This window comes from Photobacterium sagamiensis, assembly GCF_050337085.1.
Classification (GTDB): domain Bacteria; phylum Pseudomonadota; class Gammaproteobacteria; order Enterobacterales; family Vibrionaceae; genus Photobacterium; species Photobacterium sagamiensis.
Genome location: NZ_JAKJSP010000060.1, coordinates 13,848 through 40,847, shown reverse-complemented (window position 1 = coordinate 40,847; position 27,000 = coordinate 13,848). Strand labels below are relative to the sequence as shown.

19 protein-coding genes and 1 pseudogene are annotated in these 27,000 nt (G+C 46.8%); 17 read left to right on the top strand and 3 right to left on the bottom strand.

From position 1 onward, the window contains the following. Positions 1–284 precede the first annotated feature (284 nt). Together L4D76_RS23830 and L4D76_RS23825 are read left to right on the top strand one after the other, a co-directional pair. Complete coding sequence (locus L4D76_RS23830) at positions 285–1,100, top strand: sulfite exporter TauE/SafE family protein (RefSeq protein WP_428443355.1); 816 nt, start codon at positions 285–287, stop codon at positions 1,098–1,100. Positions 1,101–1,524: 424 nt separating this feature from the next. Then, a complete protein-coding gene (locus L4D76_RS23825; RefSeq protein WP_428443354.1) occupies positions 1,525–2,400 on the top strand; it encodes a LysR family transcriptional regulator in 876 nt (291 codons plus the stop codon). A gap of 172 nt (positions 2,401–2,572) precedes the next feature. On the opposite strand, the pseudogene L4D76_RS23820 reads toward L4D76_RS23825, so the two are convergent. Continuing rightward, positions 2,573–3,307 (bottom strand): annotated as a pseudogene (locus tag L4D76_RS23820) (IS6 family transposase). A 115-nt stretch (positions 3,308–3,422) separates the two neighbouring features. Here L4D76_RS23820 and L4D76_RS23815 point away from each other — a divergent pair. Further along, entirely contained in the window at positions 3,423–3,629 is a 207-nt protein-coding gene (locus L4D76_RS23815) for a hypothetical protein (protein WP_428443353.1), read from the top strand. 454 nt (positions 3,630–4,083) lie between these two features. Here L4D76_RS23815 and L4D76_RS23810 read toward each other — a convergent pair whose 3' ends face one another. Continuing rightward, complete coding sequence (locus L4D76_RS23810; protein ID WP_428443352.1) at positions 4,084–5,139, bottom strand: AraC family transcriptional regulator; 1,056 nt, start codon at positions 5,137–5,139, stop codon at positions 4,084–4,086. A gap of 335 nt (positions 5,140–5,474) precedes the next feature. Here L4D76_RS23810 and L4D76_RS23805 point away from each other — a divergent pair, with 335 nt between their 5' ends. From L4D76_RS23805 to iolG, 4 genes are all read left to right on the top strand, one after another. Further along, complete coding sequence (locus L4D76_RS23805) at positions 5,475–6,491, top strand: acyltransferase (protein WP_428443351.1); 1,017 nt, start codon at positions 5,475–5,477, stop codon at positions 6,489–6,491. Positions 6,492–7,216: 725 nt separating this feature from the next. After that, positions 7,217–8,305, top strand: coding sequence for a DUF871 domain-containing protein (locus L4D76_RS23800; RefSeq protein WP_428443350.1), 1,089 nt, complete (start codon positions 7,217–7,219; stop codon positions 8,303–8,305). 794 nt (positions 8,306–9,099) lie between these two features. Next, a complete protein-coding gene (iolB, locus tag L4D76_RS23795) occupies positions 9,100–9,927 on the top strand; it encodes a 5-deoxy-glucuronate isomerase (RefSeq protein ID WP_428443349.1) in 828 nt (275 codons plus the stop codon). 134 nt (positions 9,928–10,061) lie between these two features. Then, positions 10,062–11,048: an inositol 2-dehydrogenase gene (gene iolG / locus L4D76_RS23790; RefSeq protein ID WP_428443348.1), complete on the top strand. Its 987-nt coding sequence runs from the start codon at positions 10,062–10,064 to the stop codon at positions 11,046–11,048. A gap of 157 nt (positions 11,049–11,205) precedes the next feature. Here the strand turns inward: iolG and L4D76_RS23785 are convergent, their stop codons facing one another. Beyond that, positions 11,206–12,045 carry a MurR/RpiR family transcriptional regulator gene (locus L4D76_RS23785; RefSeq protein ID WP_428443347.1) on the bottom strand — a complete coding sequence of 280 codons (840 nt, stop codon included), beginning with the start codon at positions 12,043–12,045 and terminating at the stop codon, positions 11,206–11,208. 571 nt (positions 12,046–12,616) lie between these two features. Here L4D76_RS23785 and L4D76_RS23780 point away from each other — a divergent pair. The 10 genes from L4D76_RS23780 (at position 12,617) to L4D76_RS23735 (ending at position 26,999) form a co-directional block, all read left to right on the top strand. Beyond that, positions 12,617–14,524, top strand: a complete 1,908-nt coding sequence (locus tag L4D76_RS23780; RefSeq protein ID WP_428443346.1) for a bifunctional 5-dehydro-2-deoxygluconokinase/5-dehydro-2-deoxyphosphogluconate aldolase — start codon at positions 12,617–12,619, stop codon at positions 14,522–14,524. Positions 14,525–14,784: 260 nt separating this feature from the next. Continuing rightward, on the top strand, positions 14,785–15,675 hold the full coding sequence (iolE, locus tag L4D76_RS23775) for a myo-inosose-2 dehydratase (protein ID WP_428443345.1): 891 nt from the start codon (positions 14,785–14,787) through the stop codon (positions 15,673–15,675). 17 nt (positions 15,676–15,692) lie between these two features. Continuing rightward, positions 15,693–17,192, top strand: coding sequence for a CoA-acylating methylmalonate-semialdehyde dehydrogenase (locus tag L4D76_RS23770; protein WP_428443344.1), 1,500 nt, complete (start codon positions 15,693–15,695; stop codon positions 17,190–17,192). Between the two features lie 156 nt (positions 17,193–17,348). After that, positions 17,349–18,224 carry a DMT family transporter gene (locus L4D76_RS23765; RefSeq protein WP_428443343.1) on the top strand — a complete coding sequence of 292 codons (876 nt, stop codon included), beginning with the start codon at positions 17,349–17,351 and terminating at the stop codon, positions 18,222–18,224. 857 nt (positions 18,225–19,081) lie between these two features. Continuing rightward, complete coding sequence (locus L4D76_RS23760; RefSeq protein ID WP_428443342.1) at positions 19,082–19,396, top strand: PTS fructose transporter subunit IIB; 315 nt, start codon at positions 19,082–19,084, stop codon at positions 19,394–19,396. Beyond that, positions 19,389–20,516 (top strand): PTS fructose transporter subunit IIC, encoded by a 1,128-nt coding sequence (locus tag L4D76_RS23755; protein ID WP_428443341.1) that lies wholly within the window; start codon positions 19,389–19,391, stop codon positions 20,514–20,516. Before L4D76_RS23760 ends, L4D76_RS23755 begins: the two co-directional genes overlap by 8 nt. 30 nt (positions 20,517–20,546) lie before the next feature. After that, a complete protein-coding gene (locus L4D76_RS23750; protein WP_428443340.1) occupies positions 20,547–22,661 on the top strand; it encodes a metallophosphoesterase in 2,115 nt (704 codons plus the stop codon). A 262-nt stretch (positions 22,662–22,923) separates the two neighbouring features. Continuing rightward, positions 22,924–23,784, top strand: a complete 861-nt coding sequence (locus L4D76_RS23745) for an endonuclease/exonuclease/phosphatase family protein (RefSeq protein ID WP_428443339.1) — start codon at positions 22,924–22,926, stop codon at positions 23,782–23,784. A gap of 57 nt (positions 23,785–23,841) precedes the next feature. Then, positions 23,842–24,387, top strand: a complete 546-nt coding sequence (locus tag L4D76_RS23740; RefSeq protein WP_428443338.1) for a hypothetical protein — start codon at positions 23,842–23,844, stop codon at positions 24,385–24,387. Next, positions 24,384–26,999 carry a glycoside hydrolase family 38 N-terminal domain-containing protein gene (locus L4D76_RS23735; RefSeq protein ID WP_428443337.1) on the top strand — a complete coding sequence of 872 codons (2,616 nt, stop codon included), beginning with the start codon at positions 24,384–24,386 and terminating at the stop codon, positions 26,997–26,999. The genes L4D76_RS23740 and L4D76_RS23735 overlap by 4 nt, the downstream gene beginning before the upstream one ends. The last annotated feature ends 1 nt before the right edge of the window (position 27,000 follow it).

Genomic DNA, 27,000 nt, shown 5'->3' with positions numbered 1-27,000 from the left:
GAGTCTTATCATGCTGGTTTTCAAGTTCTTGTTTCTGCTTTTGGGTTAGAGTCATTTTCATAGTGTGTAGCATGATCCTCATTATTAAAGAAATCAAGCATCATCAATGATCACGGGTATATATATTTTGTTAAATCATTTGTTGTTTACTATTTGCATGTCGAGTGTTTTCGAAATTTTGACGTTTTGATAAGAATAAACTTTTAATTATGATCGTTATCATAAGCCAATTATCATGGTTCAAATTATATTTCCACCATAGATTTTATTTCATGGAGGTTATTTTGGATATTATAACAAATCTTTTTCTAGATCTTTCTTTTTGGGATATAGCGATTAAATTGTTCTTTGGTGCGGTTATAGGCGTTTGCTTGGGTTTAACGGGTGTGGGAGGCGGCGTACTCATCATCCCAATCCTGCAAGTGGTTTTTGGTATGCATGCTGTGTTAGCTGTTGGTACTGCAAGTGTTATAGCTTCTCTTGTTAAACTTACTGCTGCATTTTCTCATATCCGAGTGGGAAATGTTGATTGGAAATATGTCATATATATGTTGATGGGAGCTATTCCAATCACATTAATTACTGCGCATTTTATTGTTGCTCTGAGTAATGCTCCTGAATATTCTGTCATCATGAATAATGTAATTGAAATACTAATTATATCAGTTATGTCATTTTCTATGATATCCATGATTATGAAAATGAAATCAATTAATGCAGAAGCGGTTGCTTCGACGCAAGATAACGGCTCACGATCTAAGGCTGTTTTTTCTGGTGCCTTTTGTGGTTCTGTATTAGGTTCAACAGGTATTGGTGGTGGAGTATTATTATTACCGATGCTCAATAGTGTGTTAGGTGTAAGTATCAAAAAATCGGTAGGTTCTTCAATTGTTATCGCGCTTGTGTTATCCGCAATTTGTGCATTTAACTACAGTCATGGTGGGCAAAGTGATATTCCAACAGCATTAATGTTGGTTTTGGGATCTTTGTTGGGTGTACCTTTAGCGATACGTTTGGTTTCTTGGTTTTCTGAGAAAGTGCTTTATCAAATTACTATTGCAATAATAGCCGTGAGCTTGTTTATTACTGTTATATATTAAATGACTTCAGACCAAATTATCATTGTACACTACATTTACACTATGGTTTGGTAGTGACTACAACTTGTTAATTATAGCTTTGGTTATTTTCTTATAGCCCTATTGTTCTCAGCTTGAGGTTAATCTCGAATTCAACTCCTAAGTGAGACACTCGCCAATATCAAGCAGCTAATGCCATTTCTTTGAAAATAACGGCTGACTGCTTGAACCATAAACACTTCTTTAGCCGATGATTTATCCTAGTTTGTGTAAATAGAATATTCTCGTTAGTTACCATTCTTAAGTCTGAAGTGGTCAAGTAAAACCGTGGCCAGTTTTACTTGATCACTTCAAAACCCGCAGCTACGCAGGGGTAACTCTCATAAATTTAACCGTGATAATGGTATGTGTAACTTTTTTACTCGACAAAAGTGAATTGAATTTTATGAAATTTGATGATCTAGATTTATTTCGTATAGTTGTTGACAACGGCAGCTATACTGCAACATCAAGAACAACTCAGGTACCAGTTGCAACCTTAGCCCGTCGAATACGGGTATTAGAAGAGTGCCTAAGCATTCGTCTGCTCAATCGCCATGCCCGAAAGTTATCTTTGACCGAAGCAGGTCAGAAGCTTTACGAGGAGTGTTCGCCATTACTCCAACAGCTAGTTCATACTACAGAATACATCAGCGAAGAGTGCGGTGGTGCAGCAGGTAAGCTCCGCATTGCAGCTCCTTCGAATATTACCAAGGTTATGTTGCAGCCAATGCTAAATGCTTTTATGACCAAGCATCCTGTAATTAACATCGAGTTGTTTATAAGCAACCAGTTTGAGCAGTTAAATCCAACGGACTGGGATGTGATCTTTTGGATCGGCCCCCAGCGAAACTCAACACTTATCGCCCGACGTATTACTGTTGTTGAAGACATTTTGGTTGCCAGCCCAAAGTACTTGGCACAGAATCCAGCACTCAAGCACGCCCATGATTTGTATTCTCATATGTTGCTTAAAGGTAATCCGCTGCTTCGTTGGCGCCTAGCTGACAATAATGGTGAAATCGTGACTATCAGTGGATGTGGTCGCTTTGAAGCAAGTCAACTCAATGTTGTACGTAAAGCTTGTATCGATGGTTTAGGGATCGCCCTAATGCCTGACGTGATACTGACAAAATATATAGAGCAGGGGCAGCTGGTACGCATATTAGATAACTGGTCAGCAAGCTCCCGTGAAGTTTACCTGCTTTATAACCATAGAGAATATAAGCCAGGGAAGCTGCGCTTATTTTTAGAGTTTGCAAGCCAGTACTTTGAGTTATAGGTCAGCAGGTATTCTCACCCATCGGGTTTAATGTAATGAACCATCCCACTCCATAACGTACCGCGAGGCTATGATTATGGTGAAAATAAAATCAGTCATTATTGATGGGTGGGAGGGGGCTGTTGCAAAAAAACTGATGAGGAAGATCTAGCCGGTAATTGACTTAAAATTACTAGTAAATCACTTCAACATTGAAGAGACGATTCATAAAGGCGGATCTTTCCCGCACAATGGTTTTACGTTCATCATGACGTAACCAGAAATCAAATTGCCCTTTGTTTAACATCCGCAATGACTCAAATCCCTGGAGGGTTGACCAGGCTCGCTTTCGTATTTTGAAACAACCAGTGGCTACAACGAGTTTCTTAATTGGGGCGTGATCGGATTCAATGCCATTATTGAGGTACTTAACTTGCCGCTGCTCAACATCAGCTCGCAGTCGTCCCTCCTTTTTCAAGCGGGCAATCGCATTGGCGTATGAGGGATTTTTGTCGGTATTTAACGTTTTAGGCTGATTATCTAAGTCATAATATATCAAGCACCGCCTTAGGAACTGATAAGCGGCTTCTTTATTACGTTTGTGAGAGAAATAGAAATCCAGCGTTTCGCCTTGTTTATTGATGGCTCGGTAAAGGTAGTGCCATTTCCCCTTCACTTTGACGTAGGTTTCATCGAGCTGCCACGAAGAGTCTGTCCGGATGAATTGATGGCGACGTAATTTCTTACGTAATGTCGGGGCATATTCAATGAACCAACGATAAATGGTCGAACGGTTAACCGAAATCCCTCACTCTCCCAGCATGCCGCTGAGGTTCGCGTAACTCATTGGGGTCGAACCATACCAACGAAGGCACCAAAGAATGATTTCAGGAGCAAAGTGTTTCCATTTAAATTCGGGGTTGGTCATTGAGTCGCTGGATTAGATGGGAAAGAAGGAATTCTGAGTCTTGGCTGAATTTTTTGCAACAAGCCCTAAGTAAGTTTTTCTATACTTTTGACATGACTAGTTCTAGGAGAGCAAGATGGAAAGTACTGATGATCAAATGCATGTAATTTTGTCGCCATCTGTAATTCGATGGGCAGGAGGAGAGTCTTTAGCGGAGAACTGGTATCTTACTCAGCCAATACCCCAGTTGGGAAACCTAACAGCGGAAGAAGCTGTACACCAGGGAAAATCTGCTTTAGTTATAAGCTATCTTGAGCAAATCATGCTTAACGGATACGCATAAGTATATGTTAATTATGTAGCTATAGTTAATGACTTTTAATGTTTGAGATAGGGCTTATTCGTGATTATTTCTCATTTAGCCTTATGAGAATATTGACAAAAAATATATTTTCTCGTAGAGTCAATTAGGTAAGTCAATCGTTTTTGTGATTTGACCATTTTAGATGAAAAAGCTTGATAAATAAGGCTTTTCTAAAAAGATTTCAGTAGAGATAGTCTTCAAATCCCTATCTCTCCGCCAAATTCAAAGAAGCCAGCTTAATTGCTGGCTTTTTTACGTCTATTGCTCGGAAGAACCAAGGGTTCAAATCCTCTAATACCCAAAGCACTCCGCCAAATTCTAAAGCCTCAGCAGAAATGCTGGGGCTTTTTTGCATCTGTTACTATCCCGTCCTGGTTCTTAACCTGACATAAAAACAGGCGGAGAGGTTTGTTTTTTAGGGTTTATCTTAGGCTTATGACACAAGCTCGTTTCTGACTTTAGTCGGACTGCTCATCAGGTTGTCGAGCACAAAGCGGTTAAAACTACTTTGAGAGTTAAAGCCGAGCATATCTGAAATTTCAATGATGGGTTTATTCGTCTCCCTCAATAAATTCCTGCTTTCACTCACTCTGACTGCCCGTAATAGATCCTGGAATTTAACCCCTTCTCTGGATAGTTTGCGGTTTAATGTCCAGCGGGAACAATTATTCAATTTACATATAAGCTCTAAAGAATTATGCAGCGAGTTGACATGAACCATCTCTTTTAAGTCACGGTATAACTTATCCTTTAGAGACGGTTGTTTAAAACGTGAATTAATGGATATAATTTTCTCATCGGCGATGTGTTTTAAAGTCGTATCTAAAAATGAGTTATGCTGTTCACTTGCCGTATATAACAATACAGTAGGAATGAATATTTCATCCTTTGAGCAATTGAGCTTAATAGCTGTAGCAAAGAAATCACTATACTCCCCTAAGTTATCAAGCTTTTTAAAAGCAAGCGAAACCGTGAGTCCTTGTATCGGTTTTGGAGAAAGGGAACGTAGTATTAAAATGATTATAACGAAATTTGCCAATGCTCTGAAGTCCTGACCTGGCATACAGCTATCTGAGATATAACGCAGAGCAATCCCGTCAGGTTGCTGAATTAAGAAGACATCGTCACAGTTACCAATAATAGTACGATACTGAATGAACCTCATCAGACAATCACGCAACGTGGGCCCATTAAAGACGTAGGCTAATTCACGAAAATCATCAAGAATAAAATCGACACCGTGCTCTAAAATCCTGGGGTGCTGAAGATTATTTTCAACGAGAAGCTGCGTTAGTTTATTTTGTCTGATCCCATCAATGTAACGTTCAGAGTTAAACAGCTCAACGTGATTTAATCCTGTGAACTTGTCAATATCATCGTCAGATAAGCCAATTCCTTTCAGTTTATTATATTGCAAGCACACGATCTTGCTATTGACGACCTTTAGCATAATCTCACGATATCCCATGAAAATAATATCAACAATCACTATGCTATATCAGAGCGAGAGATTGCTTTGTAACAAACAGTAACAAATCAGAACATTCCAGCCATTATTATAAATCGGTCACATTTTTGATTGTTGCACCCCAATGCAAAAAGTTTGCACCCAAATGTGAAGAGTGCATGCCGTGAGTCTGTAAATATTCTCACAACCCAATCAAGAGTTGTGTCACTCGGTGTTTTCAGTTGATAATCCTTATCGACTTTTATCGGGATTTCGTTATTTGTTTTGCGATGAGTTTCAGATCATGAAAGAAGCATTTTTCTGCCTTTTTGAATAAGACAGCGCTTAACACCCTGTCTAGGATAACCAATTACATTATGAAAAGAATTTCCAGTTTCGAATGGGGGCGACTGCTTGCCCTTTTGGCGATTATTACCATTCATGCCAAACCTTTTATGACCTTGCCCGTCATTGATGATCAACCATGGGCAGGCATGATCCTAAATCAACTTAGTCGTTTTGCCGTTCCGTTGTTTTTTTTGCTAGCAGGTTACTTCATTCAGCCTAGTTTAACGGTATCTCCCAAACAAACCCTGATCCGCTATTGTTCCCCTCTATTTAAGGTATGGGTAGTATGGAGCGTGATCAGCTTACTCACACCATTTAATTTAACGATAGTTGCAGAGCAAGGATACTTAGCGGAGCGTTCTGGCTACTGGAATTTTTTATTACAGAATCCGTTAAACACCCTTTTTGAAGGGGGCTTGGTTCACTTATGGTACATCCCGGCTCTGCTTTGTGCCGTCGCTATTGTCTCAGTACTCATGTCTTTCAAGCTTGAAAAATTGATTATTCCTGTTGCCTTGGCACTCTATGTATTTGGATTAATGGCGGGTAGCTATCAGCCGGTATTCGGGGTGGAACCTGCCATTATGACCCGCAATGGCCCCTTCTTCAGTACCTTGATTGTCGCATTGGGTTTTGAAATACGCCGTAACGACCTTCGGATACCATTACCTGCAGCGGTTACACTGTTATTTAGTGGCATGATACTGCACTTAACCGAAGCCTATCTGTTGATTGCAAAAGGTAGCCAATTCATCAGTCATGATTTCTTGCTGGGTACACCTATATGGGCGCTGGGGCTATTTTTTGTTCTCCAGGCAAAGCCTAGTTTCGGTGACAGCCCTCGGATCATGCAATGGAGCAAAGATGTGTTGGGAGTGTACTTGTGCCACCTTCTTATCATCATCTATCTCATGAATTTATCAGGGCTTCTGGGGATCAGTATACTGCTCAGAGATCTCACTATCATTCCACTGACTTTTGTCCTTTCGATGCTGCTGATCAAAGCTATCGACAAAACACCACTGAGAAATGTGTTACTGCGTTAACCATAACTCCGCGCTATTTAAGTTTTTCGCTGAAGAACAGCTCCTTCAAATTAGAATGGCCAGCAGAAATGCTGGCCTTTTTGCATAGTCAGCAGCCCACTGCCTCTCACTGCGTTATTGGCCTCTCAGGGGGCAATCAATGTAACTTGGGCCGACCGTGATTTTGCAATTTGTTGCTTCATGATTTATATATTTGCGAACCAGCCCGAAAAAGCGTGCGCTTACCATTGCCTTAGTTTGATGATAATGATGATCTTTGAGGTTTAAGGACAAAAGATATTTTTCTGCCTGAACCTTAAAGAGTCGTGAAATATATGAATCAAGAGGGTGGTTAAACTTAATAATGGTTAATAGCACCTTTGGGCAGCCTCTTGCCTACCATTTAAAACCAGTATCGAAAATAACTGGGCCTCCTAATGAATTGTACCGTTAAATGACGGCTTTCATATTTGTTCGGAGAATGCACCAGGCTGAGAAAATGACGTCACCTTCAATCGATGATTATATTTGGTCAGAATTGTTTCTTAATGGTCTGGATTATTTACACATGATGGTTGGAGTGATGGCTTCTCTTTAATGTTGCAGGCGTATAAATATAAAGACTATAGAGCTTCAAGGATGCTCAGTACAGATAAATCTTATTTCAATAGCGCGATATTGGAATGTGTTAAAAGAAATAGTTATTAACTTTGAAAATCTAATAGTAAAACTGAGGAATTAAATTAATGAGAAAGTTGGGCATATCTGTTTATCCTGAGCTGGCAAGTCTAGAGCGTAATAAGGAATATATCGAAACTGCGGGCAAATACGGTTTCAGCCGTATCTTTACCTGCCTGTTGTCTGTAGATGGTGATAAAGAGCAGATCATCGCAGAATTTAAAGACATGGTATTGTGTGCAAAAGAAAATGGTTTTGAAGTCATTGCTGATGTTGCGCCGCATATTTTCAAGGATCTGGGTATTAGCTACGATAACTTGAGCTTCTTTAATGATATGGGTGTTGACGGTATTCGTCTGGATGAAGGCTTCACTGGTAATGAAGAAGCCCTGATGACATTTAATCCATATGGCCTGAAAATCGAGCTTAATTCCAGTGTTGCAAATGGCTACCTGGACAACATTCTGTCTTTCCATCCAGATACTGATTACCTGATTGGTTGCCATAACTTCTACCCTAAACGTCGCTCAGGCCTGAGTCGTGACCACTTTATTGCCGGCTCAAAGATCTATAAACAGCATGGCCTGCGTGTCGCTGCTTTTGTTAGCTCGGGTGTAGAAGGCGCGAAAGGCCCTTGGCCGTTGGCAGATGGCCTGTGTACCATCGAAGAGCACCGTGACTTGCCGATTGATGTGCAAGCCAAAGATCTGTTTTATACAGGAGTGGTTGATGATGTGATTATTGCTAACTGCTTCCCAAGTGAAGAGGAGTTGAAAAAGCTGGGCGAGCTGCACAAAGGGTTAGTGACACTGGATGTCGAACTGGAAGTGGAGCTGAATGACGATGAGCAGGCTATCGCGTTTGAAGAGTTGCACTTCTTCCGAGGTGATCGTGGTGACTACACCGTTCGCTCTACCATGCCTCGCCTAAAGTTCAAGGATGCCGTTATCCCGGAGAAAAATGCCCGCAAGATCCGCAAGGGAGACGTGATCATCGAAAATGCAAACTTGCCACGCTATAAAGGTGAGCTGCATGTTGCACTGGTGGAATTTGAAAATGACGGCAACAGCAACGTGATTGGCCGTGTTTCTGATACTAACCTGCGTTTCATAGATCAAATCAAGCCTTGGCAGAAATTTAAACTGGCAAAAGCATAAGCTCGTTTAACCTAAACAGCACTTCAAGCTAGCGAATCGAGAATAGTTGTTAGTGGTGAAGTTATGTAAGGTGCGTTTTTTCATGAGAAGCAACCATACTGTCGTAATCTTACTCAAGCGTCGTACGCTGATTAAGCCGTTTCAAGTTATGGTTGCTTCTATTTCAATTTATGGTTGTTTCAACAACTTTTGTTGAAACAACCATAAGTTGATATTTGTGATTTGTTCACTATCAGTGCATTAGAAGAAAAACAACCATAACCTGATATGGGCTAAAACAACCATATGTTGATATTTTCTGACATTAATACGGCTGTCTCATATTTACATGAAAGTAAATTTCATACACTAGCTACTAAGTCGAGCTGATTTTTTAGTTGAGAAAAGATGGCTACTAGAAGTCGCCTCTAAGAAGTTGGTCAGGTACACCAAATCACTTCAATCAGAAATTTGCCAGCCATTCCTATAGCTCGGTTACTCCTATTTATAAGCGTTGCACAAAATTTTGTAGTTTTTGTGTCTTAGTGATTTTTTCGCTCGGTTTTGGGTAAATCGGGCGTGAGGAGCGACGACTCTCGAAGTTACGTTGAAGTGTTTCGGTAAGTTTCAATCCACGCCATCCTTGTTGGAAGCCACAGAGCCAGATAGCGAAGGAGTGTTAACCAGACCACAAAACGGATAGTTCGGATAAATAAATTATGGAATAAAAGTTTCATTTGACTATTATCTTGAACAGTTGGTTTTGTTTTGTGTCAATGCTGTGGTGGTGCCACAGCGCACTATGAGGTTTGATCATGTCTAAGCTGTTGTCGAAATACCAATCGCCTGATCACCAGGGCTGTAGCCAGAAGATCACACCGGCGTCCGCCGGTTGGGACTATGTAGGGTTTGAGACGTTTGAGCTGGACGCCGGCCAAAAACTACGGCTGGGCGGCTTGGATCAGGAGCTGTGTCTGGTACTGGTGGCGGGCAAGGCGACCGTTACCACGGCGTCACAGACGTTCGAGAATATTGGCGATCGTATGGATCCCTTCGAGCGGAAAAAGCCTTATGCGGTTTATGTCACTAGCGGGGAGGCTTGCACCGTGGTCGCCAACTCCCTACTGGAGCTGGCAGTGTGCAAGGCGCCCGGTAAAGGGACCTACCCAACCCGCCTGATCGCCCCGGAAGATATCGATGCCGAGCAGCGTGGCCAGGGTTTCAACAGGCGTTATGTTCACAACATTCTGCCTGACTATAAAGACGCAGACAGCCTGCTGGTAGTGGAAGTGTTCACCGATGAAGGCAATACCAGCTCCTATCCGAGTCACAAGCATGATCAAGATGCGGAGCCCAACGAAACCTACCTCGAGGAAACCTACTACCACCGTTTGAACCCGTCCCAGGGATTCTGTCTGCAGCGGGTCTATACCGACGATCGAGCGTTGGATGAGTGCATGGCGGTCTACGACAAGGATGTAGTGCAGGTACCTAGAGGTTACCACCCAGTGGCGACGGTGGCGGGTTACGATAACTACTACCTGAATGTGATGGCCGGGCCGGTGCGCAAGTGGCTGTTCAGTTGGGAGCCCGCTCATAACTGGATCAACGCGCAAGCCTATGCCGATAAGAACGGTAAATAGCCGCTGTTGCTGACGGTCGGTTACAGCCACAGAGAATAACAAAGAGTAGTCAGCGCTTGCCGCATGTTGAAGCGGCGAGCCCCCTTTTTTTAATTTCGTGAAATCAGACACCCAGTGTCATTAAGGAGTGAGCTATGTTCAATATCGCGCTGTTCGGTGCAGGCCGGATTGGTCAGGTCCATGCGGTCAATATTGCCAATCATCCGGAAACCACGCTTTATTCTGTGATTGATCCCTATCGTGAGGGGGCAGAAAAGCTGGCTGAGCGCTATCAAGCGCGGGTCCAGTCGGTTGAAGAGGCGATGGCGGATCCTAATGTCCATGGAGTGTTGATCGGCTCCGCTACCGATACCCATGCGGATCTGGTTGAGCTGGCAGCCCAACACGGTAAAGCGATCTTCTGTGAAAAGCCGGTTGATTTGGATATCAGTCGGGTGCGGGATTGTCTTGCCGTGGTTGCCGAGCATCAGGTGCCGTTGTTGGTGGGTTTCAACCGCCGCTATGATCCCCATTTCCGTCAGCTGAAACAGCAACTCAGCGCGGGCAGTATCGGCCAGGCGGAATCGCTGTTGATCACTTCTCGGGACCCGTCGCCGCCACCGGCAGAGTATGCCCAGGCCTCGGGAGGCATGTTCCGCGACATGACTATTCATGATCTGGATATGGCGCGCTTTATTATCGGCGAGGATCCTGTCACCATTTCGGCTCTCGGTAGTTGTATGGTGGATCCGGCTATCGGTGAGGCGGGGGACATTGACACTGCTGTGATCGTAATGGGCTTCCCCTCCGGGGCGATAGCCACTATCAGCAACAGTCGTCGTTCCGGCTATGGCTATGATCAGCGGATTGAGCTGCACGGCGAGAAGGGCTTGCTGCAGGCAGGGAACGTAACTGAGAATCTGGTACAGCATTGGGGCGAGCAGGGCTGTGTCAGCGCCAAACCGCAACATTTCTTCCTGGAGCGCTATCAGGCGGCATTCGTGGCTGAATGGCAGCACTTTGTCGATGTGCTGGCTGGCCGCTGTCAACCTGAGTGCAGCGGCGCTGATGGTGAATTGGCCCTGATGCTGGCCGATGCGGCGTTGGAATCGATGCGTACTGGCCAGACTGTCACCTTGTAAATCAAAGTGCTAGATACAATTAATCTGCGAGAGCATAAAACTGCTCTCAAGGTGAATAAGAAAAGATGTTTGCTATACACCTAAGCTAAGTTGAGTCTGAATTTCACAAAAAAGCCCGCCGGGCATAGACCGGGCGGGCTTTGTTTATCCGATACTGCTACTTCGCTGTTCGTTTTTCCAGTTCGAACGCCAGCGAGACCGTCAGGGTCTGTGCCAGACACAGTGAGGCGGATTGTGAGCGGAAGGCGTCGACCTGGGCCTCCTTTACCACAAAACAGACATCGCTAAACGAGGCCAGCGGGCTGATCTGGCTGTCGGTGATGGCGATCTGTTTGGCGCCCGCGTCGGCCGCGACTTCATTGAGCATTATTGTTTCCGGGGCGTATGGCGAGAAGCTGATGGCGATCACCGCATCGTTTGGCCCGATCATACTCAGCTGTTCCTTATACATCCCGCCCAACCCGTCGATCAGAAAGGCACGGCGCTCCAAGTGGCGCAGCGCATAGGTCAGGTAGGAGGCGATACTGAAAGAGCGGCGCAGACCGATCAGGTAGATGTTGTCGGCATTGGCCAGTAGCTCCACCGCCTGCTCTAGCTTTTCCTGTGGGGTGTGGGCCGCCAGCTGCTGCATCGCCTGGGCATTGGCGCGGGCGAACTCCTGCAGGATCGCTTGGGGCCGCTCCGGTGGCGTTTGCTCTGCTTCCAGCTCCTTAAACAGTCTGACCCGATCGGTATAGTTGGCCGTCTCCTCCACCAAGTTGCGGCGGAATAACTGTTTCATTTCGTTAAAACCACTGAAGCCAAAGGCATTGGCAAAGCGAATCAGGGTCGAGGGCGGTACATCCGCCTGCTGGGCGATCACTGCAACAGTATCAAATGCGATGCTATTGGTATTGTCGAGCACATAGCCGGCGACCTGCTGCAGGCGCTTGCTGAGGTTCCCGTAACGGCTGCGGATCTGATCTTGCAATTCGGTCAGGTTGGTTGCGGCAGACATAAAAAACTCCTTAAGGTGGAACCGCTCGATTGTATTGATTTCTGGCCGTGGATGAAATTAATTTTTTGAATGTCGGCCAAATCGGTCACAGTTTGGAATGGATATTTCGCTATGATGACGGCCTGAAGTGACGTTCCTACGGTCTTTGACTGGTTTGCCCAGACCCGCTCACGGGTTCAGCTTTTTCATATAACCTTTTCCTAACCAGTCGTTTCATAAGCTATTAATGGTGCGAATGGGACGTTGGGCGACGCGTTTCCCCTTAAGTCTGTAGGGCTTGCGGTTGACTTTCTATGATCGCCGCCGTGGTGCGGTGGAGAGCAGATGATAAGGATCACAGGCTCATGCTGCAGGAATAAATTCCAACCAGATCACATTGCAAACTTAATGTTTCATTTTAACTTGAAAATGAAACGAATGTTTCGTATAACTAGTGCATCTGCCGAGTAGCGGTAGAATGATCCGCAACAGACAACCCATGCACTGGTGTCGACGGCCATTAGCAGCCAGCCGGTATCGAATTGATTTTATAGGCAAAGCAGATTGGCTTTGCTTCGGGGAGGAGAAACAGATGATATCCAGCAGTAAGCCGTTAGATCTTATTTGTATGGGACGGGTAGCGGTTGATCTTTACGGTCAACAGATCGGCGCTCGTCTGGAAGATATGGGCAGCTTTGCCAAGTACCTTGGCGGCTCGTCGGGCAATGTTGCTTACGGTACTGCGCTGCAGGGGCTTAAATCCTCAATGCTGGCCCGCGTGGGCGATGAACACATGGGGCGTTTTCTGCGTGAAGAGCTTGAAAGTGTCGGGGTTGATACCAGTAGCCTGATCACAGACAAAGAGCGTCTGACAGCATTAGTCATTTTGGGCATTAAAGACGAAGACACTTTCCCGCTGATTTTCTACCGTGATAACTGTGCAGATATGGCCATTACTGCCGACGATGTAAAAGAGGAATATATCGCTTCTGCACGTTGCCTGGCGATCACCGGGACTCATTTGTCGAACCCTCAAACCCGAGAAGCGGTGCTGACCGCACTGAAATATGCCCGCCGCAACGGTGTTAAGACGGCGCTGGACATTGATTACCGCCCGGTATTGTGGGGCTTGACCTCTTTAGGCGATGGTGAAACCCGGTTTGTCGAATCGCAGCAAGTGACGGAGCAATTGCTTGAGGTGCTGGGCCTGTTTGACATCATTGTTGGTACGGAAGAAGAGTTCCATATTGCTGGTGGTTCTACCGATACGGTTGAAGCCTTGCGGGAAGTGCGCAAAGTATCTGATGGTGTGTTTGTCTGTAAGCGCGGTCCATTAGGCTGCTCGGTCTTTGAAAACGCGATTCCTGATGATCTGGATGATGGCATCACGGTTAAGGGGGTGCGTGTTGAGGTACTTAATGTACTGGGTGCAGGCGATGCCTTTATGTCTGGTTTACTTCGTGGCTACCTCAATGACGAAGGCTGGGAAAAAGCCTGCTCATATGCTAACGCCTGCGGTGCTTTGGTGGTCTCCCGCCATGGTTGTGCGCCTTCGATGCCGACAAGAGAAGAGTTGGACAACTACTTGTCTCGTGCCCATGAAGTGCCTCGTCCGGATTTAGATGAGCATCTTAACCACCTACACCGAGTTACCACCCGCAAGGCAGAATGGGATGAACTGTCCATTCTTGCCTTCGACCATCGTATCCAGCTTGTGGATATGGCCCGAGAAGCCGGTGTTTCGTTAGACCGAATCAAGCCGTTGAAAAAGTTGATCCTGCAAGCGGGTCAGGAAGCGGTCGAGAAAGCCGGACTGAAAGGCAAAGCCGGTATTCTTTGTGACGGCACATTCGGTCAAGACGTATTGAATGAAATTACCGGCCAAGGCTGGTGGATCGGTCGTCCTATCGAGCTTCCGGGATCGCGTCCGCTGCGGATGGAGCACGGCAATATCGGCTCGCAACTGATTGACTGGCCACTTGAGCAAATCGTTAAGTGCCTGGTTTTCTTCCATCCGGAAGATGATCATCCTCTACGCCTGGAACAGGAAAAAACGGTCAAAGAAGTGTACCAGGCATGCTGCAAGTCAGGTCATGAGCTGTTGGTGGAGGTCATCCTTCCGGCTGATATGGAGCGCAATGATGAGCTCTACGCCCGTGCGCTGAAACGCTTTTACAACTTGGGTGTGAAACCCGATTGGTGGAAGCTGCCGCCGTTGAGTTCTCAGGGCTGGGATGAGCTTAGCGGTGTAATTTCCGAGCGCGATTCACATTGCCGGGGCATTGTTATCTTAGGTCTTGATGCACCAGAAGACGAGCTGAAGGCTGCTTTTGCCCAATCGGCAGGTAAGCCGCTGGTTAAAGGTTTTGCTGTGGGACGTACTATCTTCGGCCAGCCATCTCGCGAATGGTTAGCTGGCGAAATCGATGATCAGGGTTTAAAGGACAAGATCAAACAAAATTACCTGAATTTGGTAGCAATGTGGCGTCAGCGCGGTTAAGGCAAAGGGAATACTGGCCCGGCAGTTTGGAGTAACTAAGCCTGTCAGGCCATTATTGTCCCCAGCCAGGAAATAAATACAGAACTCAATTTGCTGAATAATATTTTAATTTTTAAATCAAAAGATTAAGACGGTGTGTCCACGCCAGTAATTTCTGACAGTATTTTTATTTACGCTTGATAACACAGGCGTGAAGGAGTCAGCTAGCTCAAAAAGGCCAGGGCATCAATAAAAAACTTTTTAATAATGAGGATAGCAAGATGGCTGTTCAACTCGGTATTAACCCTCTAACTTGGACCAATGACGACCTTCCATCTCTAGGTGCTGATACACCGTTGGAAACCTGCCTGACTGAAGGCCGCCAAGCTGGTTTTGTTGGTTTTGAATTAGGTAATAAATTCCCTCGTAAAGCTGAAATCCTTGGCCCGATCCTGGAGCAGCATGACCTGAAACTGGTTTCTGGCTGGTATTCCGCAGAGTTGCTGACCCGCTCTGTAGAAGAAGAAATTGAAGCAGTACAAGACCATCTTACCCTGCTCAAAAAGCTGGATGCGAAAGTGATGGTGCTGTGTGAAGTGACTAATTGCATTCACGGCGACCAATCTAAGCCTGTACGTCTGCGTCCTCATTTCCCGGCAGAGCAGTGGGAAGAATTCGGCAAAAAGCTGACTGAGTTTGCCCGTTATACCCAAAGCCAAGGCGTTCAGGTTGCTTACCACCACCACATGGGCACAGTGATAGAAACTGAACAAGATGTCGATAACCTGATGCAGCATACAGGGCCAGAAGTTGGCCTGCTGTTAGACACCGGGCATTTAACCTTCTCTGGCGGAGATCCGCTTGCAGTTGCAGAGCGTTGGGCTGACCGCATCAACCATGTTCACTGTAAAGATATCCGCAAAGACGTACTGGCCGATGTACTGAACCGTAAAACCAGCTTCCTTGATGCGGTATTGGAAGGGGTATTTACCGTACCGGGTGACGGCTGCGTGGATTATCCCGGCATCTTTAAGCTTCTAAAGAAACACGAGTACACAGGATGGCTGGTTGTTGAAGCCGAGCAAGACCCGGCCATCGCGAATCCGCTGAAATACGCGACCATGGGTCACAACAACCTTCAAATGCTGGCAGCAGATGCCGGTCTACTTTAATCAGGGGAGCAAAACAGATGCAATTGTTACAGAACTTTATCAATGGACAAGTCAGTGGCAGTAAAAGTGAGCGATTTGCCCCTGTATTTAACCCTGCAACAGGTGAGCAGTCGGCTCAAGTCGTTCTGAGTTCGGCCGATGAGGTGCGTGAAGCGATCGCGGTCGCCCATGAAGCTTTCCCTGCATGGTCTAAGACCACCCCGCTGCGTCGTGCCCGTATTATGTTCAAGTTCAAAGCCTTGCTAGAAGAGAACATGGTTCGTTTAGCCGAAATGATTTCCAGCGAGCACGGCAAGATCTACTCAGATGCTGTGGGTGAAGTGACTCGTGGCTTGGAAGTGGTTGAGTTTGCCTGCGGTATTCCTCACCTGCAAAAAGGCGAGCATTCGGCTAACGTCGGTACCGGGGTTGACAGTCATTCACTGATGCAGCCACTGGGCGTGTGTGCCGGCATTACGCCATTTAACTTCCCGGCGATGGTGCCAATGTGGATGTTCCCGGTGGCATTAGCGACAGGTAACACATTTATCCTTAAGCCATCGGAAAAAGATCCATCTGTGCCACTGATGCTGGCGGAACTGCTGAAAGAAGCCGGTCTGCCGGACGGCGTATTTAATGTAATTAACGGCGATAAGGAAGCGGTGGATGTATTGCTGACAGACTCACACGTTCAGGCCGTTAGTTTCGTCGGCTCAACTCCGATTGCCGAGTATATTTATTCAACCGCCTCTGCTCATGGCAAGCGATGTCAGGCACTTGGCGGTGCGAAAAACCACTGTATTGTCATGCCGGATGCAGATCTGGATATGACAGCCGGCGCCATCATGGGGGCAGCGTACGGTGCTGCCGGTGAGCGTTGTATGGCCATCTCGGTGGCAGTGGCTGTGGGTGATGAAACCGCAGATCGTTTGATTGGTAAGCTCAAGCCTATGGTTGAAGGCTTGCGCATCGGTCCTGGTGTGGTGAATGGCCAGGAAAATGAAATGGGTCCATTGGTGTCAAAAGAGCACCGCGAAAAAGTCTTGGGCTATGTCGATACAGGTGTGGGAGAAGGCGCAGAGCTGGTTGTTGACGGTCGTAACTTCACAGTAGAAGGTCATGAAAATGGCTTTTTTGTTGGCGGCTCTCTGTTTGACAAGGTCACGCCTGATATGACTATCTACCAGGAAGAGATCTTCGGGCCCGTGCTTGCGGTTGTTCGTGTGCCTGATTACCAGACTGGCGTTGACCTTATCAACCAGCATCAATATGGCAACGGTACTGCCATCTTTACCCGCGACGGTGATACGGCACGTCAATTCGGTGAAGAAGTGCAGGTGGGTATGGTGGGAGTCAATGTGCCAATCCCTGTCCCAATGGCATTCCACAGTTTTGGCGGCTGGAAACGTTCCGTATTTGGCCCGCTGAATGTACATGGCCCGGATGGTGTGCGCTTCTATACCCGTATGAAGACAGTAACCAGCCGTTGGCCGAAAGGCATCCGCGTTGGCTCTGAGTTCAGCATGCCGACTATGTAATTTCTTTTTATTGTTTGAATCCTTGTTTGTTACAAATTTTGGCTGCGGTTCGTCCGCAGTCTTTTTTATTACACATCATACCTAATGACGATAGAATCATCATTCTCTACATTTATACCGTCTGGCTTTTTACTCAATACGCTGTTCAGGAACGAAATGACTCAGGATCGTCGTGCTGATCTTATTCTTGTTGCTACCACAATGTTGGCAGCCGCCGGATGGATTTTTTCAAAAGAAGCTATTCAAGGCCTCCCCCCGTTTGGCTTTATTGGCTTACGTTTTGTGCTAGCTTCATTTTTTCTTCTCCCTTTTTGTTACTCGTCATTAAGAAAGGTTAGCCGCGGCGATCTTGGCCGAGCAATGGGCGTTGGCTGTTTGTTGGCTAGTGCCTTGCTGTTGTGGATCTATGCCATTTCCGAGAGTGATACCCTGGGAGAAGGGGCTTTTATTATGAGCCTGTCGATGCTTTTTGTTCCGTTAGTGGCTTGGCCCTTGTTCAAACATCGACCTCCCCGGATGTTTTGGTTTTCCTTACCGTTTGCCGTTGCGGGTTTAGTGTTGTTATCGCTGGGCAATGGGTGGCAGCAGTCGGCAAGTCAGATATGGTTTGTGCTTGCGGCAGTCATGTTGGCCGTCCATTTCAATTTCAACAGCCGTTTTGCCCAACGTATACCGACCTTGTTGCTGACCGGCATTCAGTTATTTGTTACCGGTATTATGGGGTTAGGGGTATCACTTAGCATTGAAACCTGGCCAGAGCAGGTAAACATCGATATCTGGGGTTGGTTTGCCATGAGTGTATTGATAGCAACGAGTTTGCGTTATGTCATGCAAACGACAGGTCAAAAGAATACCACGACGGCCAATGCAGCCATTATTATGGTATTAGAACCGATGTGGACGGTGTTTCTCAGTATCATATGGTATGGCGAACAAATGCCATTAAATAAATGGTTAGGCTGCACCATGATTTTACTTGCTCTGTTGGTTTATCGGGGTGGAACGAAGATAATGGCGAAATTGTTAACGTGATAAAAATGGCCTCTGAAGGGCTTTGTTGCAAAAAATTCAGTCAAGGTTCAGAATTTTATTCTTCCCCACTAAATCTAGCGACTCAATGACCAACCTCGAATTTAAATGGAAACACCTTGTCCCTGACATAATGGCTTCTGGATAATAATTGAGTATTTTGATCATTAATGAATTAGTGTTTTCTTGCTATGGAAATAATTGATGAATCATCATATTTAAAATCAATAATGTGATTGTTATCTAATAATATTTAGATATTGCTTGTTACTATTGTTGTAACAAATTCACCTACGGATGATAGATATATAAATGAGTATGTCATTTGATTTCTGGAAAGCACTCAATAAGCATCTAGCTAGTTTTCTAGCTCTGTGCCAGTGTCTGATTTCTGAAATCATGGAATTTTCATTTATACCTCCTCAACTTGATTTGAATATTGTCCAGCAAGGGAATGACTTCGATGAGAAAGAACTTGATGAGATAAGTTCCCAGTGGGAGTTGCTGTGGAGCAGTGTCGGCCGTCAATTATCCCCTCGGTATCGTTATCCGTTTGGAAAGAATAAGGTTGGCCTGGTTACCTCCTCAAAGGTAGTGGTAGTTAGGCTTTGTGCTGTAAGACGATCCTTGTTGGCTCATGCCTGTATTGATGCGGCTTCCAGCCAGATGTTGACTTGCTATCGTAACGCTGGTGAACCTGCGGCTGATAGTATCATGCCTTGTTCTGTTAACTGTCATGCCGTCACCTCGTTTAATAAAATCATTCTCAGTAAATTAAAAAAGCACAGCCAGCAATATTGCGGCTGTGCTTTTTTTATGCCCTGTTGTCAAAATAAGATAAATAAAATAAGGAAAGAGCTATGTTTTTTGTTTGCGTTGCTGCGTGCCCGGCGGGTATTGCTCATACTTATATGGCTGCCGAGTCACTATCAAAAATTGGTGAGTCATTAGGTCATGAGGTTAAAGTGGAAACCCAGGGTAGTATGGGGGCCGAAAATATAATAACTGAAGAAGATATGAAACGTGCAGATGGTATTATTATTGCGTCGGAAGTGGCGATTAATGATAAGGAGAGGTTTGTTGGTTTACCGATGTTAGAGTGCGCAGTATCGGATCCAATTAAACATGGTGAAGCTGTTTTTGAAGCCTTATGTGAGGAAATAAATAATGGTTAAGTTCAATGCGAATAAAAATGGGAAATCAACGGGTGTTGAAATAAAACAGGCCATAATGACAGGCGTATCTTATATGCTGCCTTTCATCATTGCTGGTGCCGTAATTATGGGGATATCCCGTATTGGCGCTTCATTCTACGGTATCGATAATATCTGGGATGGCAGTCATGCAGAAGCTGGTAATGCGCTGATCAGAATGTTCCATGCCTTTGATGGATTCGGCGGAATGGCGCTTGGCTTGATGCTGCCCGTAGTGGCTGGTTATATAGCATACTCGTTAGCCGATAAGCCGGGTATTGGTCCAGGTATGATCGCGGGCCTGTTGGCAAAAGATCTGGGTACAGGCTTCCTGGGTGCATTAGCTGCAGGTTTTGTTGCTGGCTATATTGTCCGCTATCTTGCGAAAAACATTAAGCTACCGCAATCGCTGGCGTCTGCGGGGCCCATTTTTATTATCCCGGTCGGCGGTACATTGTTGGCATGTATCATCATGATGTATGTGATTGGTGACCCTCTTGCCGCAATGAATCGTGGTCTGGAAGCCTGGCTACTCAGCATGTCCGGCACCAACAAAGTTATCTTGGCAGCCATTATCGGCGGCATGGTGGGGTTTGACCTGGGCGGTCCAATTAACAAGGCGGCAGTGACTACGGCAATGGCGATGCTGGCCTCCGGGATTTACGATCCGAATACGGCGGCACAGGTTGCCATCATTATCCCACCTATCGGTATTGGTATTGCTACCCTGATCTGGAAATCCCGTTTTCCTGAGTCACTGCAAGAAGCCGGTAAGGCATCCACTCTCATGGGACTTATCGGTGTCTCAGAAGGCGCGATCCCTTTTGCCTTAGCAAACCCGAAAATAATTGTTATCAATGTGATTGGCTCAGCAGTGGGCTCGGCGATGGCTGTTGGCTTAGGTGCGGTTAACCGTGCTCCAATCTCCGGGTTTTATGGCTGGCTGGCGGTAGAAAACTGGTTGATCTATGTCCTGGCTATTGCCGTGGGTTCGGCCATTATCACCTTAGGCTCACTGGTAGTCTTCAAAGGCGAAGAAGTGCCGGCAAAAAAAATCACAACAAAGTCGGACAAGCCAAGTTTTAATATCACTAAAGCTTAATTATTACTCATTCAATTGCGTGGAATAATAATGAAAAAGATAACGAAACTAAGCATGGCCGTCATGCTCGCCTGCGGGGTCTGTACCTCTGCTGTCGCCGAAGAAATGAAAGTGGCATTTATGCCGGATATCCACTTTCATGATGTGTATGGCTCCTTTGACGACGGTTCATATCAAGGGCCTAAAAACAGCAAAAGCGGCAAGAATGCAACCATTCGCAGTATGCAAGCGCAACTGACATCGACCCGATTGTTTAATGAAAACTATTTTGCATTAATCGCGGCTCTTGACGATGCTGTAGCGCGTGGAGTCAAGTACGTCGCCTTACCCGGTGACTTTAGCGATGACGGTCAGCCTGTCAATGTGCGCGGGCTTCAGAAAGTACTTGATCGCTACAGTAAAAAATACGGTATCGAGTTCTTTGCCGCTCCGGGTAACCATGATCCGGTTAGACCTTTTGGACGGCCTGGTGGTAAATCTGACTTCTTGGGCGATGACGGAAAAACCCAGCGGATCTTTAGCAAAGGCGCAAAAGAGTGTCAGGGGTATGACGGTGCTTCTGCCGTGATCGATGCAGGGTATGAACTACCGACGGTATGCAGTGAAGAGATCCGTGAGCTGGGTTACGAAGGCCTGATGTCATCATTGGCTGATTATGGTTTTTCCCCGCAAAAGTCCAATGTCTATTGGGAAACGCCGTACTCGGACTACAACCAGGAAAGCTACAGCTTTGCCAAAGCAAGCAAAGCGGCAGGTTACCAGCAACGCCAGTATGAAATTTGCAATCAGGGGACGGGAGGTGAATATAAAAAAGAGGGCTACACCTCATGCATGAACGTGCCGGATACCAGCTATCTGGTGGAACCAAAACCTGGCTTATGGCTGCTTGCGATTGATGCCAACGTGTATGTACCAAAAGCCAATGCTGACATTAGCAACCCCGAAGCGTCCGCTAACTATTCAGGTTCTGGCAATGCGGGCTATAACAAAATGCTGACCCATAAACAGCAGGTTATTGACTGGATACGTGACGTCGTCAAGCGAGCAGAGCAACAAGGCAAGACCCTTGTTACCTTCAGCCACTTCCCGATGACCGAGTTTTATAATGGTGCTGCAGAAACTATTGAAGACATCTTCGGACAAGGTAACTTCCAGCTGAAACGCTCGCCGAGAGAAGATGTCAGCAAAGCTTTGGCACAAACCGGCATCAAGCTTCATGTCGGCGGCCACATGCACTTCAACGATACCGGGGTTAAGTATTACGACGAGAACACCTTCCTGTTTAATGTTCAGGCACCGTCAATGGCGGCTTATGTGCCGGCCTATAAACTCCTAACGTTTAAAGATCAGCAGCAGGTTGAAGTGGAAACCGTGATTCTGGATGAGGTTCCGCGCTTTAACGAGCTGTTCGAGCACTATGCGAAGGAGTGGGATCACCTTAAGCAGACTGGAGCTGATAACATTTGGAATAAAGAGGTGCTCAGTGCCAAAAATTATTATGAGTTTACTAACTGGCACATCACCGAGCTGACCCGGATGCGTTTCCTTCCCGAAGAGTGGCCTTGTGACTTAAAACAGATGCTTTTTGCCCTGGATGGTAAGAGCATGCTGATCTTGAGCCAGCTGGACAGCTCCATTAGCAATGAGCAAATTGCAACACTGACCAAAGGCCAGCAGGCCATTGAAATCTGCCAGCAAGGTGAGGGCGAAACCTACTTCACACCGGCAGACATCAATGATCCCGAGTTTGCAAAAGCTTGGCAGCAAGCCAGCATTAAGGCATCTGAGCTGGCAAAACAGTCGAACCTGAGCCTGGACGACTTTGCGCGCTGGAACGGCTTTGATCTTGCTGTTGATTTCTACCGCTTGCGAAATGCCGATGAGCTTGCTTTTAAAGATATCGAGAAGCAGCGCATTCCTCAGTACAGCCTGTTGGCACAAACCTTGGCCAAAGATTTGCGTCCACAGCCAATTGATGCTTCCAGCGCCTTTGGCGAGGTCTTTAAGCAGCGTTTCGGCAGCCTGTTTGGTATTTTGACCAAGTTTGCCAACGGTAATGCCAGCCGTCACTTTATGATCGATCTTGAAAAAGGCGAGCTGACCGATTTGGCACCTGAGCTGAAGCGTATTGACTCCCTTAACTAAGCTGTAGGAACGCACTGATACCCGAGTTATTTGCCTACAAGCTGCAGCCGTTGTTCTACTGTGTGCTGATGAGCTGTACTTTCGGCTCACCAGCCCAGGCAGTCACAGTGCGTATGCTTTACCTGTCTCAGACAAAGATCGACGGAGCAGAAAAAGAAACCTGCCAGGTACGGATGTTCTGGCTGTAGATGTTTACATTTTATTACGTGAGAAAGTGCAACTCTTTATATTTAAATTCCAACTTAAATAAGGAAACTAACCAATGAAAAAGATAGCTGTATTGCTGCTAGCTGCGCTGGCACTACCTGCAATTGCTGATGACTTTAATGTTATGTCATTTAATATTAGAAATAGTAAGGATAGTGTTGATGGTAGTGTATATGATGGAAATAACACTTGGGCAAATCGTAAGGAAATAGTGACATCAATATTCAGTGAACAGAATATTGATATTGCAGGTTTGCAGGAAGCTTTTAATGATCAGATTATTTACTTAGCCAGAAATTTATCTAACTATGGCTGGGTCGGGGTTGGGCGAGATGATGGTAAAACAAAAGGTGAGGCTGTCCCTATTTTTTACCGGGCTGATAAGTATGTAAAACTTGGTGGTGGTACATTTTGGCTTTCTGAAACCCCTGAGGTTGTTGCTAGTGTTGGTTGGGATGCAGATCTAACTCGTATTACAAGCTGGGTAAGGCTTGAAGACAAAGAGTCAGGTAAACGTGTACTCGTATTTAATGCTCATTTTGATCACATTGGGAAAGTCGCGCGGCAACAGAGTGCTAAGTTATTAAGTAAGAAAGCAAAAGAAATTATTGGTGATGATAATGATGCAGTCATTGTTTTAGGTGACTTAAACTTCGAAAGAAGTGACGTCGCTTCATATGAAGCATTGACGACTTTATTTAATGATGCAAGGTCAACAACTAAAAAACCATTTGAGGCTATTGATGGTAAGGAATATACATACCATGGTTATTTTAAAGAACCTACCGAGGATATTGACTATATTTTTGTGAATGATAAATTGCGCGTTAACACATTCAAATATGTCAATGTCATTAAAGATGGGGTTTATTCCTCCGATCACCTATCTGTTATTTCAAATGTCGAGCCAAAATAGTATTGATGGTATTTAAGCGTTCAACATTAACCCGTAACTAAACATGTTAGGAATACAATGATATTACCTGCCTACAAGCTGCTGAAGATATTAAGTCTAATGCTGGTGAGCCGTGCTTTCGGTTGGCTCCAATTATGGCAGGTACAGTGCACCTTGCCCTGCCGGGCTCAAACCGAGCTCGGCATCGCAGAAAAAGATCGCAACGACGTGCGAGTGTCCTGGCTGCAGATGTGGCAGCAGGAAGTTCATGCACCTCGCGTGGTGCCACACCGACATTGTGTCTCTAAGATCAGACTCAGCACCCAGGGTTCCAATGAAAGTAAACTGCAGTACTCGGTACTGAGGATGCGTGTTTTCTCATATCCGCCTTGCGGCAATGCGCTGGAGCAATGGGTATGTTGTTATGCTCATGCCAGCGAGCCTGATGCAGAGGGAAACTCAGCTCATCTACTTTTCCTTTCTGTAATTACCTCTGGTTACTGTCTGAACTACTGCCACTCTGTCCCTGCCGGTCTGACTGCCCGGTATAGCGCTATTCGAGCGCGATTTACTTTCTTCCTTCAATTGCCGATTACTCCGGCTTACAGAGTACCTTTCCTATGAAAATGGTTCATTTAATCCAGCACACTCACTGGGATCGCGAATGGTATTTCACCGAGAACGACTCCCAGGCATTACTTTATTACTTTATGGAAGATCTGATGGCGAAGTTGGAAGCCGATCCGGATCTGGGTCCCTTTGTACTTGACGGGCAAACGGTGGTGGTGGATGACTACCTCGAAATAGCGCCTGAAAACCAAACGCGTCTGGCCAGCCTAGTGCAGCAGGGACGCATCTTGATTGGGCCTTGGTATAGCCAGACTGATTTTATGGTGGTGGGAGCAGAGTCCATCACCCGAAATTTACTACTGGGGATCAACCGTGCGCAGCAGATCGGCCCGGTCATGAAAGTCGGTTATGTGCCTGATTCATTCGGCCAAACGGAACAGCTGCCGATGTTTTTGAATCAGTTTGGGATTGATAGTGCCGTGTTCTGGCGTGGCTGGAGTGAAAACGAGGTTGCTCATACCGAGTTTAACTGGCGCAGCCCCAGCGGCAGTGAAGTGATCACCGCCGTGCTGCCTTGGGGCTACGGCTGTGCCAAGTGGCTGCCGACCGATGCTGACACGGCGCAGCCTCGGGTCGTGAAGGCCTGTGATGGCCAGGCCCGGTTTAGCGCTACTGATCATCTGTTGTTGCCCAACGGTAACGATCAGTCGCCGTTTGAACACCGGGTACCGGCGATGCTGGCTGAGTTGAATGGCTATCAGAATAACTACCGCTTCAAGAACAGCAGTTTTAGTCAGTTCTTCGCCGATATTGCGGCCTCTGGAGTGGAGCTAGCCAGTTATAGCGGTGAGTTTCTGGCGCCGAAATATATGCGGATCCACCGCGGGATCTTTTCCACCCGGATGGATATCAAACTGGCCAATGCCCGGTTGGAGCAGCGTGTCAGCCAATACCTTGAACCTTTGTTGGCGGTCAACTGGACCCTGGGCCTGCCGTATCCGGCCAAAGCGGTGGAGAAGATCTGGTTGGAGGCGATGAAGAGCCACCCCCACGACAGCATTGGCGGCTGTAATTCCGATCGTGTTAACCAGATGGTGTTGGGGCGGTTAGCGTCAGGCATTGAGATGGCCGATCAGCTGATCGAGTTAAACCTGCGCAAGCTGTGCGAAGGGATCGAGGCCCAGCAGGAGGGCACCAAGATCCTGTTGTTCAATAGCCTGCCGTTCGTCCGTGACGGCGTGATTGAACTGACGCTACTTACGCCTGAGACCGACTTCCAAGTGGTCGACAGCATGGGTAATCCTTGCCGTTATCAGGTGGTGGCTGAGGAGCTGCAGGATATGTCAACCATCGTCCAGGAGCTGTCCAACGACACCGAGCCCACTTGGTATCACAAGCTGACCCTGTTGCTGGAAGTGCCAAAGGTGCCGTCAGCGGGCTACCTGACCCTCTATCTACAGGAGGGCGTGGTGTCTGACAACGCTACGGTGAGCCGTGTCGAAAGCAGAGTGATTGCCAATGATTGGCTGGAGTTGACACTGCAAACCGATGGCCGCTTGAGCCTGCTGGATAAGCGCAACCAGACTAGCTACGACAATATCATGCAGCTGGTGGACGGCGGCGATGACGGCGATAACTACAATTACTCGCCGCTACGTGATGACTGGCTGATCCAAGCCGCCGAGCACCTGACTGAATGGCGGATTGAACAGGGCGAGCTGGCAAGCACCTTACATCTGTCTTATCAGCTGCCGGTCCCCGCCGATCTGGCAAGCCGGACTCAGCGACAAGCCAACGCGCTGATGCCGCTGACCATGACGGTCACACTTCCGCATCACGCCGCCCAGTTGGAGGTGGAGGTTGAGCTGGATAATCAGATCTGCGATCACCGCTTACAACTGCTGCTACCTACCGGGCTCGTTACCGACCAGCATTATGCGGATCAACCTTTCGGCCTGATCGCCCGCGATAACGTGCCTGCCGCCATGGCGTGCTGGCAGCAACAGGGCTGGACCGAAGCACCTGCGGCGCTCTATCCGATGCAGTCGCTGGTGGCCATGAACGACGGTCAACGGGGCTTGGCGGTGGTGACCGAGGGGTTGAGGGAATATGAGATCCCACAGCAGGCCACGGACACCCTGGCGATCACCTTGATCCGCAGTGTCGGCTGGTTGGGCAAGGCCGATCAACTCTATCGGCCTGGCCGGGCGTCGGGAATGGCGCTGCCGTCACCGGATTCGCAGCTACCGGGCCAATGGCGCTTCAAGCTGTGCGTGATCCCACAGCAGGGCGGTATCAATCAAACTGAGTTCTGGCATCAAGTCGAGTGCTGGCGTACGCCGCTGATGAGCCATATCGGCACCGACTGGGCGCGATTCAGGCTAAACCCGCACGGCATGGTATTCCCCGCTGAGTCTAGTGTGCTGAACTGGGATACCCCGCTGTGTTTCAGCAGCATGAAAAGAGCCGAAGATGGTAACGGCCTGATCCTGCGCGGCTATAACCCTACCCGAACCCCGCTCGATGGCGGCACTATTCAGAGTGAGAGCCCTGTTAGCCATTCAACCCTGGCCGAACGTATCGGCGAACCTGTGATCAATCAACAGATCGGTGCGGTGACGGCCTGCGCTCCTGTGACTCTTTACCTTGACCATGAAGGAAAATAAT